We start from the raw sequence: 14,892 nt of genomic DNA, 5'->3' as shown, positions 1-14,892 counted from the left end.
TGGAACGGCGAGTTCGACATTTCCGCTGCAGGGCAGGTGATCCAACGGGTCTTTCCTGCCGCCGCTGTCTAAAATCGTCATGTGTACTTGGTGCGAGGCGCGAGGCATGACTACCATCAATCCTTGCGCGGCCGGAGCATCTGGCCACCACACGATTGCAAGGGGGAAGCATGGAGATGACGCGGGCGACATCGGAGACCGATGCCAACCCTGATACCTCGGGTGGCGACGGTGGTCACGAGCCGGTTTCCGGACTGGAGGCGCCGTACTCGCTACTGGAATCCCGCAGCCACCAGATGTTTCCAACGCTGACGGCGGCCGAAATCGAGCGCATTCACCGTTTCGGCGAAGTCAGATCGTGGCGCGCCGGCGAGATGCTCTTCTCGACGGGCGACGTGGGGCGCGGGATGTACGTCGTCCTGTCCGGCCGCGCGCGCATCATCCAGCGGGACGGGCTGGGTAACCGCAGCACCATTACCGAGGAAGGGCCCGGCCAGTTTCTGGCGGAGGTCGGGCAACTGACTGGAAAGCCGGCGCTGGTCGACGCCTTGGCCATCGAGGATACCGTCGCGCTGGTGATTGTCCCCGAGCGCCTGCGCGCACTGCTGGTGGCAGAGGCCGATCTGGGCGAGCGCATCATGCGGGCGCTGATCCTGCGCCGGGTTGGCCTGATCGAGCGCGGCAGTGGCCCGGTGCTTGTGGGACGTGGCACGCAGCCCTTGTTGCTGGCGCTGCAGGCGTTCCTGCGTCGTAACGGCCACCCGCACAAGGTGATCGATATCGAGACGGATCACGACTCCACCTGTCTGCTCGATCTCAGCAATGCGCCGCAGAGCGATTTTCCGATGGTGATCTGCCCGGATGGCAGCATCCTGCGCGCGCCGGATGAGGGCCAGCTTGCCAGTTGCCTTGGCCTGGTTCCCGAGTTCGATCCCGAGCATGTCTATGACGTGATCGTCGTCGGCGCAGGCCCGGCGGGGCTGGCCACGGCCGTCTATGCGGCGTCCGAAGGGTTGTCCGTGGCCGTGATCGATTGCCGCTCGCCGGGCGGGCAAGCTGGCGCGAGCGCCCGAATCGAGAACTACCTGGGTTTTCCCACGGGCATTTCCGGGCAGGCGCTGGCGGGGCGGGCCTTCGTCCAGGCGCTCAAGTTCGGTGCGCATCTGGCGATTCCACTGGAAGCAAAGGCGTTGCATTGTGGTGAGAATCCGATCCGGATCGAACTGTCGGACGGTCGTCAGATTCCCACGCGTACCGTTGTGATCGCCACCGGCGCGCAGTACCGTCGCGCGGAGATCGACTCGCTCGATCGCTATGAAGGCCGTGGCGTCTACTACTGGGCTTCGCCGGTAGAAGCCAAGCTGTGCAAGGACGAACATGCGATGCTCGTCGGCGGCGGTAACTCGGCCGGCCAGGCAGCGGTGTTCCTGGCGTCCCACGCCAGGGAGGTGCACATCCTCGTGCGCGGCGAAGGGCTGGAGGCAACGATGTCGCGCTACCTGATCGACCGCATCCGCAGCCTCCCCAACGTCACGTTGCACACGCACGCCCAGATCACCGCGCTGGAGGGCGAGGAGTGGCTGTCGATCGTGCGCTATCGGGAGCAAACGCAGGGTGCCGACTGCATTTCTGTGCCGATGCGCCACGTATTCCTGTTCATCGGCGCGGCGCCCAACACCGAATGGTTGCGCGCCTGCAATGTGGAGACCGATGCCAAGGGTTTCGTGCTGACAGGATACGAGGCCCATCGCTCCTGCACCGAACGCGCCGACTTCACGCTTGAGACGAGCGTGCCGGGCGTGTTCGCGATCGGAGACGTGCGATCCGGCTCGACCAAGCGCGTAGCCGCCGCCGTGGGTGAGGGCGCGGCGGTCGTTGCGCAGATCCACCGGTATCTGGCGGACATGCAACCTGTCGCCTTGGCTGTTCGCATGTGATCGGCTGACTCGCCGCACCCCGGAGTCGGGGCATTCCTGCTTGACATACAGATCTGTCTACATACACTGTGTAGACAGATCTGTATCACCTCATCTGACAACACGCAGGAAGGAGTCCCCCCGATGTCGAACGTCCCCGAAGTCCGGCCGCCGCTGCCGCCGTTTACCCGTGAAAGCGCCATCGCCAAGGTGCGTGCAGCCGAAGACGGCTGGAATACGCGCGATCCGGCCCGTGTGGCACTGGCCTATACGATCGACAGCGCCTGGCGCAATCGTGCCGAGTTCGTGCATGGCCGCGAGCAGATTCAGGCCTTTCTTACCCGCAAGTGGCAGAAGGAACTGGACTACCGGCTGATCAAGGAGCTTTGGGCGTACGAGGGCAATCGCATCGCGGTGCGGTTTGCCTACGAGTGGCACGATGATTCGGGCAACTGGTTCCGCTCGTATGGCAACGAGAATTGGGAATTCGACGAGAACGGCCTGATGCGGCAGCGTCATGCATCCATCAATGACGCGCCGATCCGCGAGAGCGATCGCAAGTACCACTGGCCGCTCGGTCGCCGGCCCGATGACCATCCGGGCCTGAGCGACCTGGGCTTCTGAACGCAGCCCTTTAGCGCCCGAGTACCCAGCCAGCCAGTTCGCGCAGGTCGGCGTCGCTGACATCCGCGAACGGCGGCATCGGCACGCCGCCCCATTTGCCGCTGCCTCCGGTGCGGATGCTACGCATCACGGTGCTGACGGCATCGGCCTGGCCGGCGTACTTCGCGGCAACATCGTGGAATGCGGGGCCCACCACCTTCTTGTCCACGGCGTGGCAGGCGAGGCAGTTGTTGGTCGCGAGGAGGCTGCTGGCGTCGTGTGCCTTGGCTGGCGCTGGCTTTGCCGATGCGGCGGGAGCAGGCGATACGGCCGCGGCGGCGGTCGTCTGGCGTTCCGCACCATAGGTCCGGACCAGATAGTCGGCCATCACCGGGAGGTCTTCGTCGCGTAGTGGCGCGCCGAAGGCAGTCTTCATCTTCTTGACGGTGGCATCCCAGTAAGCGCGGCCCAGCGACTGCGGCTGCGTCGACACGTACTGCGCCGAATGGCAGGTCATGCAGTTCTGCTGCACCAGCCGATAGCCGGGCAGTTCGCTGGGTTGATAGCTTGCGGTTTCGGGGGGAAGCTGGATTTCCAGCGCGTGCGCGGCGGGCAGTGCGGAGAGCATCAGCGCCAGGCTGATGGCAAGGCGCCGTGCCGGGAAGCGGCTGCAAGGGGTCCAAGGGGTCTTTTGCATGGCGGGCTCCTCAGACTGCCTTGACGCGCGTGGTTTCCACCACGTTGCGCATGTAGCCGGCCGGATTCCACAACGCCGTCATCGGCTGGCTCTGGCCGATACGATTGACCGCGCGCACCCGGAGGTCATAGGCCCCCTTGCGTGGCGGGCGGAATGCGGCGCGCCATTCGCGGAACGAGTACTTGCCGAGATCCTGGCCGAGCGTGGCTTCCGTCCAGCTTCGGCCGCCGTCGGCCGAGAAGGCGACTTCGGCGATACCGTAGCCGCCGTCGAACGCAATGCCTCTTACCACGGTCTCTCGTCCGGACGGGACCGTCGCGCCTTCGGTCAGGCTGGTGATGAACGAGCGCACGTTGAAGCGCCCGATCGGGCGCGTGCGTGCCGGTGCCGAGCCGGGTTCGACATTGGCCCCGGCGTTGTCGGGAATGCGATAGGCGCTCTGCACCCAGAAGCCGTCGAACTGTTTGTCGAGAACGGTGATATCGGAAAGGTGTTTCACCCAGTACGTACCGTAGTGGCCCGGCACCACCAGCCGTAGCGGGTAGCCATTGAGCATCGGCAAGTCTTCGCCATTCATGGACCACGCCAGCATGACTTCGCCATCGAGCGCCTGGTCGATATCGAGCGATTTGACGAAGTCGGGGCTGTTGTCGAGTGGTGGCCGGTCGAGGCCATTGAAGCTGACCTGGACAGCGCCGGGTTGCACGCCGGCTCGTTCGAGCACGGCCTTCAGCGGCACGCCGGTCCAGCGCGCGTTGCCCATGGCGCCGTTGGCGAGCTGGCCGCCATTGACGCGCGGAGCAAGAAAGCCACGGCTGTTGCCCGAGCACTGGTTGACGGCGACGACTTCCACCGGCTGCGCGATAGCCTTGATGTCGGCCAGCGATAGCTCGAGCGGCGTTTTCACCTTGCCGCCAATGCGGAGCCGATAGGTCTGTGGGTCGACCGAGGTCGGAATGCCGCTCCAGTGATAACGCACGAAAAACGCGTCATTGGGCGTCAGAATCCCCTCGTTGAACACGCTAAACGGGGTTTCCAGCTGCGGAGGCCGGCTGGTCAGCAGGATCAGCGGCCGCTTCTGCGGAAACGCCACAAGCTCGCGCGCGCCGTTGTCGAAGGGGAGCTGGACCTGCTTGTCGCCGCTGGCGGCGAGGGCGTTCAGGGCGGTGGTGCCGACGACCGCATTGGCCGTCAGCGCGCCAGCCTGCTTGAGAAACCGGCGTCGCCGGACTCGATTCTCCATGGCTTGTCTCCGTCGTTCTTATCTTGGGCCGTGGCCGCGGGGGCGCACACACGGGGGTGAGGACGGGGATAAAGCCTATTCAGTGCCGCAAGGCATGTAAAACAGATTAAATCGATAACAACAAGAGGAATTCCCGCTAAACGACCCGCTACGACTACGCTAAGCAACCCGCTAAGCGGATCCGTTAGCGGATCCGTTTAGCTGGCCGCACCGCTTCGATGTATCCCGGCACGGCCAGCCGAGCGGCCTTACTGCATCGATTTCAGATTGCCAACGCGCACGAGCATCTCCGTGAACATCTGCATGTCCAGGTTCAGGTCGGGCACTTCCTTGTACTCCTTCGCGTTGTGCGCGGTGTACTTCTTGCCCGGCATCGCTGGCCCGAAGTTGATCGCGTTCGGCATCAGCTTGGCCGTGGTGCTGCCGGCGGTCGGCACGGGCTTGGCTTCGAGCCCGGTGGTATCGCCGTAGATGTTCAGCAACGTGGCCAGCCAGGCGCCCTTGGGATCCCGGGCCATCCAGTCGCCCTGTTCGTGCTGGATCTCCAGCGCGGTGTGCGTGGTTGCTGCCCAGCCCTGGACGCGCTCGGCGATCTTCGCGCGCAAGGCATCGGGCGTTGAACCGCGTGGCATCCGCACGTTGGCGGTGACTTCGAGCTTGCCGCCGCGCTCGCGGATCAGCGTCGGCGAGATCGTCAACGGACCCATGAAGTCATCCCGATAGGCCACGCCGAGCTTTTCCCCGAGATAGTCGGTGCCATAGAGGTCGGTCAGGTAGCGGATCGCATGGGCGTACTGGTTGTCGGCAAAGGCGACGCCCGACGACTGCAGGAACATCGCGAGACGCGGCACGGGGTTCACGCCTTCCTCGGGGCGGGAGCCATGGGCGGACGTGCCAGTCACCTTCACGACGATGACGTCGCCGTCACGCGCGATGTCGATCGAGAACTTGCCCTGGGCCTCATGCTGGGCGATGAAACCGGCGCGCGCCTTTTCCAGGCCGGCGGCCACGGCTGCCAGGTCACCGCCGCTGATGCGTGCCGTCGCCGTCTGAGGAATCGCGTTGGCCGAGGCCGCGCCGCTCATGGCCACGATGGCCGCCTGCTTGCCGTCCACCGTCTGATCCGCGAAGCGCGCGGTCAGCGCGCCCGAGCCTTTCTCGGCGACCACGGCGGGGTACTTGCTGTCGAGCACGATGTTGTACTCGGGCAGGGCGGTTTTCTCGCGGTAGTACTTCATGCCGTCGCCACCGGTTTCCTCGGTGGTCTCGATCATCAGCCGGATCGAACGCGCCAGCGGCACGCCGCTTTCCCGCACGGTTTTCATCGCGTAGAGGGCGGCGGCAATCGAGCCCTTGTCGTCGATCGTGCCACGTCCGTAGAGGTAGTCGCCCACGCGCGTGACCTTGAACGGGTCGAGCTTCGTGCCATCGTCGAGTACCCATTCGTCGGCCACCACGGGCACCACGTCGGCATGGGTAAGGATGCCGAAGGTGTCCTTGCCGGTGCCAGGCAGCGTGACTTCGAACACGCGGTTGTCGATGTTGCGATAGTGCAGGCCAAAGTCCTTGGCCATCCGCTCCACGAGCTTGCCGAACTCGATGATCGCGGGGTTCTCGTGCTGCGGCACCTTGTCGTCGCGCACCGTGCGCAGCGCCACCATCTCGCTGATGCTGTCGAGTACGGCACCGCCGTTGTGTACGCGGTTGTAGACGCCGAGCAGGCGTCCGATGTTGACGAGGTCGTCGCCCGTGAGCGGGCGCTTTGCCCAATAGGCTCGCACGGAAGGCGCAAGTTTCGGGTCGGCCTTGACCGCGGCGTCGAGGAAGGCATTGAAACTGGCAGGAGGCGTTGTCGTGGCACCGGCCACGAGTTGGTCGAGCTCCGGCTTGGCGATGGTCGCCGCGTTCGCCATGGGTGTCAGCGGGCAGGCGAGCAGGGCGGCGGCCAGCAGGGTTGCCGCTGGCAGTCGTGCAGTCAGACGATTCATCGGGTTTGTCCCTTCGGTTGTCCGGGTTGTCATTGTTGGGTGGCCGAATGATAGCGGCGCCCGGTGCGGCAAGAAAGCAGGGAGATCACTCGTCGATAGTGAAAATCAATCGCCTTTCTACGATTGATAATAGTAATTATCAATCGGATTGGTTGAAACGATGAATTGTACAAATCACATTGGGATCTTCAGAATCCACTCCATCGCTGCAACACGCGGCGCCAACCTGACCCAGAGGAGTGATCCAGATGCTGCAATCCCGTGAAGGCCAACGCGTTCCCAACGTCACGTTCCGTGTGCGTGCAAACAATGAGTGGAAGGACGTGACCACGGCCGAACTGTTCGACGGCAAGACTGTAGTGTTGTTCTCGCTGCCGGGCGCCTTCACCCCGACGTGCTCGTCCACGCACCTGCCGCGCTACAACGAACTGGCGCCGGTGTTCGCCAAGCAAGGCGTCGACGCAATCCTGTGCGTGTCGGTCAACGACACCTTTGTCATGAACGAGTGGGCCAAGGACCAGGAGTCCGAGAACATCGTCATGATCCCCGACGGCAACGGCGAATTCACCGACGGCATGGGCATGCTCGTCGACAAGGCCGACCTCGGTTTCGGCAAGCGTAGCTGGCGCTATTCGATGCTGGTCAAGGATGGTGTCGTGGACAAGATGTTCATCGAGCCGGAAGAGCCGGGCGACCCGTTCAAGGTGTCGGATGCCGACACGATGCTGAACTACATCGCGCCGACCGCCAAGCAGCCGGACCAGGTGGTGGTGTTCTCGAAGGTTGGCTGCTCGCACTGCGCCAAGGCAAAGCAACTGCTGTCGGACAACGGCTTCGAGTACATCGACGTGCCGCTCGAGAACAAGATTCGCGGCAAGGTGCTGGGCGCCGTGTCGGGCGAAATGACTGCGCCGCAGGTGTTCATCAACGGCAAGCTGGTTGGTGGCGCCGAAGCGCTCGAACAGTACCTCGCTCGCTGATCTCCCTCGCCCGGGCCCGGTTCCCCCGACCGGTGTCCTGGGCACCTCTCCCCCTTGCTAGTCGTCGTATCCGATGGCGCCGCGTATGTGGCGGCGCCATCCCGTACGCCGATTGACGATCGATACAGGAAACGCACATGAACACGAACCAGAATGCCCAGACCGCTCAAACTGTCCAGACCGTCCAGACTGACGTGGCCATCATCGGCGCGGGCACTGCCGGCCTGGCCGCCTACCGCGCGGCCATTGCCGCCGGCAAGCGCGCCGTGATCATCGAGGGCGGCGCCTATGGCACGACCTGCGCCCGCGTGGGCTGCATGCCGTCGAAGCTGCTGATTGCCGCGGCGGAAGCTGCGCACGAAGCGCGTCACACTGCTGCATTTGGCGTGCACGTGGATGGCCCGGTCCGCATCGACGGCAGGGAAGTCATGCAGCGCGTGCGGAGCGAACGCGACCGCTTTGTCGGCTTCGTGGTGCGCGGCGTGGAGGGCATTCCCCAGGACGACCGCCTGATCGGGCAGGCGCGGTTCATCGACAACACGATCCTCCAGGTTGACGACCACACTGTCGTGCGCGCTAACCGCGTGGTGATCGCCACGGGCTCGCGCCCTGCCGTGCCGCCGTCCTTTGGCGTGTTCGGAGATCGCCTGATCGTCAATGACGATGTGTTCTCGTGGGAAGACCTGCCCCAAAGCGTGGCGGTGTTCGGCCCGGGCGTGATTGGTCTGGAACTGGGGCAGGCACTGTCGCGGCTTGGCGTGCGGGTGCGCGTGTTCGGTGTCGGCGGCGGTGTCGGCCCGTTGTCGGACCCCGAAATTCGTGCTTACGCTGCCAAGTCCTTCAACCAGGAATTCTCGTTGTTGCCGGATGCGCGCGTGCTTGAGATGCGACGCGAGGGCGACGACGCCGTCATCACGTTCGAAGACGCCGACGGCCAGACCGTGACGGAGCGCTTCGCCTACGTGCTGGCCGCCACGGGCCGCCAGCCCAATGTCGACAATCTTGGGCTGAACAACACCGCGCTGGAACTCGATTGGCGGGGCGTACCGGTGTTCGACCCGGTGACACTCCAGTGCGGTGAATCGCCGATCTTCATCGCCGGCGATGCCAACAACGTCCTGCCGCTGCTGCATGAGGCGGCCGACGAAGGCAAGATTGCCGGCGAAAACGCTGCACTCTGGCCGAAGGTCGGTCCGCTGACGCGGCGCGCGCCGATCGCGGTGGTGTTCTCCGATCCGCAGATCGCGATGGTCGGCAAGCGCTTTGCCGATCTGACGCCGGGCAGCTTCGTGACTGGCGAGGTCAGCTTCGAGGATCAGGGGCGCAGCCGTGTGATGCTCAAGAACCGGGGGCTGATGCACGTCTACGCGGATCGCGCCACGGGCCGCTTCCTTGGCGCGGAGTGGATTGGCCCGCGCGCCGAGAACATCGCGCATCTGCTGGCGTGGTCGTACCAGCAGGGGCTGACGATTGCCGCGATGCTGGCCATGCCTTTCTACCATCCCGTGGTGGAAGAGGGCTTGCGCACGGCGCTGCGTGATGCGCAAGCCAAGCTGGCGCAATTGCAGGAAGCCGCCTGATCGGACGGCAGCCTGAGCCTGGCTTGATCGGGAGGGCCGGAAGCGACGTCTCGCTTCCGGCCCTTGTTCATTTGGCGGGATGTATATAGAGAGATCGAGACAGATCAAGACAGATCTGTCTCCTATAATGGCGCCTATCCACGCCAACGTCTTACCCTGTCACCCGTCATGCCCACCCCATCCGCGCGCGACCGCATCCTCGATACCGCAGCACGCCTGTTCTACCGCGATGGCTATCGCGGTACCGGGATCGACCGGATCATCGCCGAGTCGGGCGTGGCCAAGATGTCGCTCTACCGGCATTTCCCTTCCAAGAACGACCTGATCGTCGCGTATCTCGAGCGCCGGCATGACTACTGGATGGGCTGGTTCCGTGATGCGGTGACCCAGCGACTGGCCGCACGCGGCAACCTCGATGTCATGGCCGATGCGCTGGGCGAGTGGTTCGCCACCGAGGATTTTCGTGGCTGCTCCTTTATCAACATGATCGCGGAGGCAGGTGGCGGTGCCGGTGACGACCCAAGGCTGCTGGCGCAGGCAGTGGCGCACAAGGCGTCGCTGGAGGACCTCGTCACCGGGATCGCGCGCGATCTGGGGCTGTCCAGCCCACGCGAAGTGGCGGAAGAGGCCATGCTCTGCATCGAGGGCATGATCATCCGCTACCAGACCACGCATGCCGGTGGCGTGATCGATGCCGGGAGGCGGACGCTTGCCAGGCTGCATACGGCACATTCGGCAGCGTAATCTACTGAAACACAGTGCGTACACGTTAACCCTGATGCCACGGTAAAATCCGTGGCATAAGACATGGGCCGGAAGCAATTTCGGCCCGTTTGCATTGGGAAGCACGCCTGTGAACGCAGTGAACAACAACCAGCGGCGCACCGAGGTCGACCTGATTCGCGGCATCGCGCTGCTCTTCATCGTGGTCGACCATGTCAACGGCAGCGTGCTGGCCGACTACACGATCCGCAACTTCACGCTCTTCGACGCCGCCGAGGTCTTTGTTTTCCTGGCCGGCTATTCGGCGGGCGCCGCCTATCTCGCGATGGAGGCCCGCCAGGGCGCCAGCGCCGCGAGCAAACGCCTGCACCGCCGTAGCTGGGAGATCTACAAGGCCTTCGTGCTGACCGGGGTGCTGATGTTGCTGTTCGGGTTCTTGCTGGCGATGTGCAAGGTGCCCGCGCCCGCCGTGCGCGCGACCGAGGCACCGGCGTTCATGGCCCAACCGATCGAAACGCTGTTCCAGGTGATCGGGCTGGCGCGGCAGCCATTCGTCTCGGACGTACTGCCGATGTACGCGGTGTTTATTGGACTGGCGCCGCTGGCGATCGGCTGGGCGAGAAAATATCCGTTGGCCTTTGTCTGCGGCAGCGTGGCGCTCTGGATCATGGCGCCGGCGCTGCTGCCGCTGTTGCCGAGCAGCGAGCCGCGCGGCTGGAGCTTCAACCCGTTCGCATGGCAGTTGATGTTCGGCATGGGCCTGCTGGCACGCCTGCGGCCGGACTTCGTGCTGCCGCAACAGAATATCGCGCGCTGGGCCTGCACCATCGGCGCGGTGGTTGTCACGATGGCCTGCATGGCGCTGGCGTATCTGTGGATGCGTCCGCATGTGTATGAGGCCTGGCTGCCGGCGTGGTTGCCGTCGATGGTCTTTCCGCTGCCGAAGCAGAGCCTGGCGTTCCTGCGCGTGCTCAGCTTCCTGGGGCTGGCATGGCTGGTCTATCTGGCGGCGCGCGCGGGATGGGTCGAGCGCGTGGCCCGCTTTATGGGGCCGGTGGTGCAGATCGGCCGGCATAGCCTGTTCTGCTTCGTGCTGGGCGCCGTGGTGTCGGTGACGATCGAAGGCTTCACCTATGGCATTGCCGGCGGCCGGCCCACGCGCCCGGTGGCGCTGGGCGGCGATCTGGTGGCGGTGGCAATCCTGCTGGTGGTCGGCGGCTGGTATGGCCGAAGGAAGGAAGCGAAGAAGGTGGCCGCGAAGTCGGCGATCGTCACTGCATAGCCATCGCGCGCGTGATCGCGTTTGATCGTCTGTGATCGCGTGTGATCGCGCGTCATGCGCGCCCCCTCCCATGCACATCGGAGAGGGGCGCGATCAAGTGGCAAGTCAGCGCGTCAGCCAAGGTCTCCGCCACCTACTGGCACCACAGTCCCCGTCATATACGACGCCTCGTCCGAGGCCAGGAACAGGATCACACCTACTTGTTCCTCGATCGTCCCGTACCGGTGCATCAGGCTCGACGACACGGTCTGATCGACGATTGCCTGATACCACTTCGATTCCTGTTCCGACTGTTCCGACTGTTGCTGCGTGTTGCGCGGGATCTTGCGCGGCGGCGCCTCGGTACCGCCCGTAGCCACCGCGTTAATGCGAATGCCATCCGCCGCGTGCTCGAACGCCAGGCTCGCGGTCAGCGCATTCACGCCTCCTTTGGCCGCCGCGTAGGGCACGCGATGGATGCCGCGCGTCGCAATCGACGACACGTTGACGATGACTCCGGCGCGACGCTCGACCATGCCCGGCAACACCGCGCGGCAACCCCAGAGCGTGGGAAACAGCGACCGGCGGATCTCGGCCTCGATTTCGGCTTCAGCGTAGTGCTCATAGGGCTTGGCCCAGATCGTGCCGCCCACGTTGTTGATCAGGATGTCGACATGGCCGAAGGCAGCGGTGGCCGTGGCCACCATCGCCTGCGCTCCCGCATACGTCTCCAGGTCCGCATTGACGGACAGTGCCGTGCCGCCCGCGGCCAGAATCTCGGCCGCGACTTCCTCGACCAGCGCGGCGCGGTCCACCAGCACCACATTCGCGCCCTCGGCAGCCGCGGACATTGCCACGCCGCGACCGATACCCTGCGCCGCGCCCGTGACGATCATCGTCCGGTCGGCGAAACGTTGCGTCGTGCGCATCATGCCTCCGCGCTGGCCGAAAACTTCTCGTAGTAGAAATTGGCCGGCGTGATGCCGGCATCCCGCAGCCAGTCGCGCACGGCTTCCACCATGGCCACGGGGCCGCAGAGGTAGATGTCGACGTCTCCGTCGTTGATCCATGCGGTGTCGACATGCGTGGTCACATAGCCCTTGCGCTCGTGCGTGCTCGCGGCGTCGGCAATGCAGGTGCGGTAGGTGAATCCGTCGATGCTGGCCGCGGCAGCCTCAAGCCGCTCGGTGGCCACCAAGTCGATGTCATGCGTCACGCCGTAGACCATGCGCACCGGATGCGTGCTGCCGCTGGCGGCCAATACGTCGAGCATGGACAGAAACGGCGCGATGCCGGTGCCGCCGGCCAGGAACAAAACGGGCCGCGTGACGGCGCGCAGGTAGAAGCTGCCGAACGGGCCGGAGAATGCCATGCGCTGTCCGGTCTGCGCCTCGCCGGCCAGAAAGCCGCTCATGCGGCCCTGTGGCACATTGCGCACGACGAAGGCCGCCTGAGACGCGCCCGGCGGCGAACTGAACGAGTACGCGCGCGTTAGTCCACTGCCCGGGATTTCCACGTTGACGTACTGCCCGGGCAGGAAGCTGAGCGCGGTTGGGTCATCGAGGTCGATCGAGAAGCCGATGGTCGAATCCGACAGTGGCGCCACGGCGGCGATCGCGCCCTCGAATCGAGTCACGCCAGTCTTGCAGGCCGCGGACGAAGCCGGCACGCGGATCACGCAATCCGAGCGCGGCCGCGTCTGGCAGGCCAGCACGTATCCCTTGGCCGCCTCCTCGGCGGTCAGCGCGTCCTCGATATAGCTCGATTCGGGTAGATCGTAGTGGCCGGATTCGCACAGGCCGCGACAGGTTCCGCACGCGCCGTCGCGGCAGTCGAGCGGAATGTTGATCTGCTGGCGATAGGCGGCGTCCGAGAGCGTCTCCTTGTCGCCGCACGTGATGAAGCGCGTCACGCCGTCTTCGAACTGCAGGGCGATCGTATGTTCCATGGCCTTGTCCCTCCGTGGTGCTGCCTGATACGGCGAGCGAATCAGATGTGATAGATGTCGATGACCTGGTGGATGTAGTCGTTCTTGAGCACGACGTACTTGTTCAGGATGCGCGGCGTGCCTTGCGAGAAATCGATTACGTAGCGCGACATGCCGAAGTAGCTGAAATTGGTCTGGTAGCGATGCGCGAGCGTGTGCCAGTTGAAGCGCACCGTGGCCAGATGTCCGTCGGTCGACTCGATTTCGATATTGCTCAGGTTGTGGCTCGTGCGCGTGTCGGGGATCGTCGCGCTCGACCGCTCGGTCTTGATGCGGAAGATGCGGTCTTCCAGCCCCTGCCGGTTCGGATAGAAGATCAGCGAAATCTCTCGTTCCGGATCGGTGACGAGCTTGCCGTCGTCATCCCAGCAAGGCATCCAGAATCGCGCCTCGGGGTGATAGCAGGTCAGCCATTCATCCCATTGCTCGTCGTCGAGCAGGCGGCACTCGCGGTAGAGAAAGGCCGAGACATCGCTCATGGGGATGGCGGCGCTCATGCTGCATCTCCCTGTGCCACGGCCCGCTTCATCGTCTCCAGCCAGTAGCGGTGCTGTACGGTATAGAGCCCTTCGTCCTCGGTACGCAGCCCGCTCATCACCGGATTCAGACCGATGCGCTTTGCTGCGTCGTCGGGCCCGTCGATCCAGTGCGTGGCGCCCCGGCACATATCGTTCCAGGCCAGTGCCTGGCCCGCGTAGCCCTGTTGGCAGGCGCGGAACTCCTCGAGGTCGTCGGGCGTGGCCATGCCGCTGACGTTGAAGAAGTCCTCGTACTGGCGGATGCGGCGCGCGCGGGCCTCGTCCGATTCGCCCTTGGGGGCGATGCAGTAGATCGTGACTTCGGTGCGGTCCACCGACAGCGGGCGCAGCAGGCGGATCTGCGAGCCGAACTGGTCCATCAGGTAGACATTGGGGTACAGGCACAGGTTGCGCGAGTTCTGGATCATCCAGTCGGCGCGCTCCTCGCCACAGCGTTGCGCGAACTCGTCGCGACGGGCGAAGTTCGGACGATCTTCCGGGTTGGCCCAGCGCGACCACAGCAGCATATGGCCGTGATCGAACGCGTAGAAGCCGCCGCCTTGCTGACCCCACTTGCCCGCATCCATCGCGCGGATCTTGTCCTCGCGTTCGTTCTGCTGCTTGCGGTGGCTTGTGGTGGCGGCGTAGTTCCAGTGCACGGCGGACACATGGTAGCCATCGGCGCCATTCTCGGCCTGCAGCTTCCAGTTGCCGGCGAACGTGTATGTCGACGAGCCACGCAGCACCTCCAAGCCATCGGGTGACTGGTCGACGATCATGTCGATGATGCGCGCGGCATCGCCCAGAAACTGCTCGATCGGCGGCACATCGGCGTTGAGGCTGCCAAACAGGAAGCCGCGATAGTTGGCAAAGCGCGCCAGCTTCTTCAGGTCGTGGGACCCCTCCTTGTTGAAGCATTCCGGATAGCCGGCCTGTTCGGGGTCCTTGACCTTGAGTAGCTTGCCGCTGTTATTGAATGTCCAGCCGTGGAATGGGCAGGTGTATGTGGCCTTGTTGCCGCGCTTGTGCCGGCACAACATGGCGCCGCGATGGCTGCACGCGTTGATGAATGCGTTCAGTTCGCCCTGGCGATTACGCGCGATCACGATCGGCTGGCGGCCGATATGCGTCGTGTAGTAATCGTTGTTGTTGGGGATCTGGCTTTCATGCGCCAGGTAGATCCAGTTGCCCTCGAAGATGTGCTGCATCTCGAGTTCGAACAGCGCCTCGTCCGTGAACGCGCTGCGGTGCAGCCGATAGTCGCCGGTGGCTTTGTCTTCGACCAGGAACTGATCAAGGTTTTCCAGGCGGTTGGGCTGATGCTGGGGACGAGCGGGGCCCGCCCCGGTATCCAGATGGATCGGGATCATGGTGGTCTCCTGCCAGAGCGGCGGGG

The 14,892-nt window shown here is 64.4% G+C and carries 13 protein-coding genes; 6 read left to right on the top strand and 7 right to left on the bottom strand.

From position 1 onward, the window contains the following. The first annotated feature begins 170 nt into the window (after window positions 1-170). Both D769_RS13105 and D769_RS13100 read left to right on the top strand, forming a co-directional pair. Window positions 171-1,937, top strand: coding sequence for an FAD-dependent oxidoreductase (locus D769_RS13105; RefSeq protein WP_040011033.1), 1,767 nt, complete (start codon window positions 171-173; stop codon window positions 1,935-1,937). 123 nt (window positions 1,938-2,060) lie between these two features. Next, complete coding sequence (locus D769_RS13100; protein ID WP_008645777.1) at window positions 2,061-2,540, top strand: nuclear transport factor 2 family protein; 480 nt, start codon at window positions 2,061-2,063, stop codon at window positions 2,538-2,540. Window positions 2,541-2,550: 10 nt separating this feature from the next. On the opposite strand, the gene D769_RS13095 is transcribed toward D769_RS13100, so the two are convergent. The 3 genes from D769_RS13095 to D769_RS13085 form a co-directional block, all read right to left on the bottom strand. After that, on the bottom strand, window positions 2,551-3,216 hold the full coding sequence (locus D769_RS13095) for a c-type cytochrome (RefSeq protein ID WP_008645774.1): 666 nt from the start codon (window positions 3,214-3,216) through the stop codon (window positions 2,551-2,553). Window positions 3,217-3,226: 10 nt separating this feature from the next. Then, window positions 3,227-4,459, bottom strand: coding sequence for a molybdopterin-dependent oxidoreductase (locus tag D769_RS13090; protein ID WP_008645771.1), 1,233 nt, complete (start codon window positions 4,457-4,459; stop codon window positions 3,227-3,229). A gap of 248 nt (window positions 4,460-4,707) precedes the next feature. Continuing rightward, window positions 4,708-6,447, bottom strand: coding sequence for a dipeptidase (locus tag D769_RS13085; RefSeq protein ID WP_008645769.1), 1,740 nt, complete (start codon window positions 6,445-6,447; stop codon window positions 4,708-4,710). 248 nt (window positions 6,448-6,695) lie between these two features. On the opposite strand from D769_RS13085, the gene D769_RS13080 reads away from it, so the two are divergent. The 4 genes from D769_RS13080 (at window position 6,696) to D769_RS13065 (ending at window position 11,012) form a co-directional block, all read left to right on the top strand. Next, entirely contained in the window at window positions 6,696-7,427 is a 732-nt protein-coding gene (locus tag D769_RS13080; RefSeq protein WP_008645767.1) for a glutathione peroxidase, read from the top strand. Window positions 7,428-7,564: 137 nt separating this feature from the next. Continuing rightward, entirely contained in the window at window positions 7,565-9,007 is a 1,443-nt protein-coding gene (locus D769_RS13075) for a dihydrolipoyl dehydrogenase (RefSeq protein WP_008645765.1), read from the top strand. 168 nt (window positions 9,008-9,175) lie between these two features. Further along, on the top strand, window positions 9,176-9,751 hold the full coding sequence (locus D769_RS13070) for a TetR/AcrR family transcriptional regulator (protein ID WP_008645764.1): 576 nt from the start codon (window positions 9,176-9,178) through the stop codon (window positions 9,749-9,751). A gap of 109 nt (window positions 9,752-9,860) precedes the next feature. Beyond that, a complete protein-coding gene (locus tag D769_RS13065; protein WP_008645762.1) occupies window positions 9,861-11,012 on the top strand; it encodes an OpgC domain-containing protein in 1,152 nt (383 codons plus the stop codon). Between the two features lie 113 nt (window positions 11,013-11,125). On the opposite strand, the gene D769_RS13060 is transcribed toward D769_RS13065, so the two are convergent. Genes D769_RS13060 through benA form a run of 4 tightly spaced genes read right to left on the bottom strand, consistent with a single transcriptional unit; the run spans window position 11,126 to window position 14,866 of the window. Continuing rightward, on the bottom strand, window positions 11,126-11,920 hold the full coding sequence (locus tag D769_RS13060; RefSeq protein WP_008645760.1) for a 1,6-dihydroxycyclohexa-2,4-diene-1-carboxylate dehydrogenase: 795 nt from the start codon (window positions 11,918-11,920) through the stop codon (window positions 11,126-11,128). Continuing rightward, entirely contained in the window at window positions 11,920-12,939 is a 1,020-nt protein-coding gene (gene benC, locus D769_RS13055; RefSeq protein ID WP_008645758.1) for a benzoate 1,2-dioxygenase electron transfer component BenC, read from the bottom strand. Before benC ends, D769_RS13060 begins: the two co-directional genes overlap by 1 nt. Window positions 12,940-12,980: 41 nt before the next feature. Continuing rightward, window positions 12,981-13,475 carry a benzoate 1,2-dioxygenase small subunit gene (gene benB, locus D769_RS13050; RefSeq protein ID WP_008645756.1) on the bottom strand — a complete coding sequence of 165 codons (495 nt, stop codon included), beginning with the start codon at window positions 13,473-13,475 and terminating at the stop codon, window positions 12,981-12,983. Then, complete coding sequence (gene benA, locus D769_RS13045) at window positions 13,472-14,866, bottom strand: benzoate 1,2-dioxygenase large subunit (RefSeq protein WP_035883774.1); 1,395 nt, start codon at window positions 14,864-14,866, stop codon at window positions 13,472-13,474. The genes benB and benA overlap by 4 nt, the downstream gene beginning before the upstream one ends. Window positions 14,867-14,892: the final 26 nt, after the last annotated feature.

It is taken from the genome of Cupriavidus sp. HMR-1 (genome assembly GCF_000319775.1).
Classification (GTDB): domain Bacteria; phylum Pseudomonadota; class Gammaproteobacteria; order Burkholderiales; family Burkholderiaceae; genus Cupriavidus; species Cupriavidus metallidurans.
This window is presented reverse-complemented; position numbering and strand designations above follow the sequence as displayed.

What these genes read in the sequence shown, in the direction of transcription:
- D769_RS13070 (WP_008645764.1), top strand. Translation starts at nt 9,176, where the DNA reads ATGCCCACCCCATCCGCGCGCGACCGCATCCTCGATACCGCAGCACGC.
- D769_RS13085 (WP_008645769.1), bottom strand. Translation starts at nt 6,447, where the DNA reads ATGAATCGTCTGACTGCACGACTGCCAGCGGCAACCCTGCTGGCCGCC.
- D769_RS13095 (WP_008645774.1), bottom strand. Translation starts at nt 3,216, where the DNA reads ATGCAAAAGACCCCTTGGACCCCTTGCAGCCGCTTCCCGGCACGGCGC.
- D769_RS13080 (WP_008645767.1), top strand. Translation starts at nt 6,696, where the DNA reads ATGCTGCAATCCCGTGAAGGCCAACGCGTTCCCAACGTCACGTTCCGT.
- benB (WP_008645756.1), bottom strand. Translation starts at nt 13,475, where the DNA reads ATGAGCGCCGCCATCCCCATGAGCGATGTCTCGGCCTTTCTCTACCGC.
- D769_RS13060 (WP_008645760.1), bottom strand. Translation starts at nt 11,920, where the DNA reads ATGCGCACGACGCAACGTTTCGCCGACCGGACGATGATCGTCACGGGC.
- benC (WP_008645758.1), bottom strand. Translation starts at nt 12,939, where the DNA reads ATGGAACATACGATCGCCCTGCAGTTCGAAGACGGCGTGACGCGCTTC.
- D769_RS13075 (WP_008645765.1), top strand. Translation starts at nt 7,565, where the DNA reads ATGAACACGAACCAGAATGCCCAGACCGCTCAAACTGTCCAGACCGTC.
- D769_RS13105 (WP_040011033.1), top strand. Translation starts at nt 171, where the DNA reads ATGGAGATGACGCGGGCGACATCGGAGACCGATGCCAACCCTGATACC.
- benA (WP_035883774.1), bottom strand. Translation starts at nt 14,866, where the DNA reads ATGATCCCGATCCATCTGGATACCGGGGCGGGCCCCGCTCGTCCCCAG.
- D769_RS13090 (WP_008645771.1), bottom strand. Translation starts at nt 4,459, where the DNA reads ATGGAGAATCGAGTCCGGCGACGCCGGTTTCTCAAGCAGGCTGGCGCG.
- D769_RS13100 (WP_008645777.1), top strand. Translation starts at nt 2,061, where the DNA reads ATGTCGAACGTCCCCGAAGTCCGGCCGCCGCTGCCGCCGTTTACCCGT.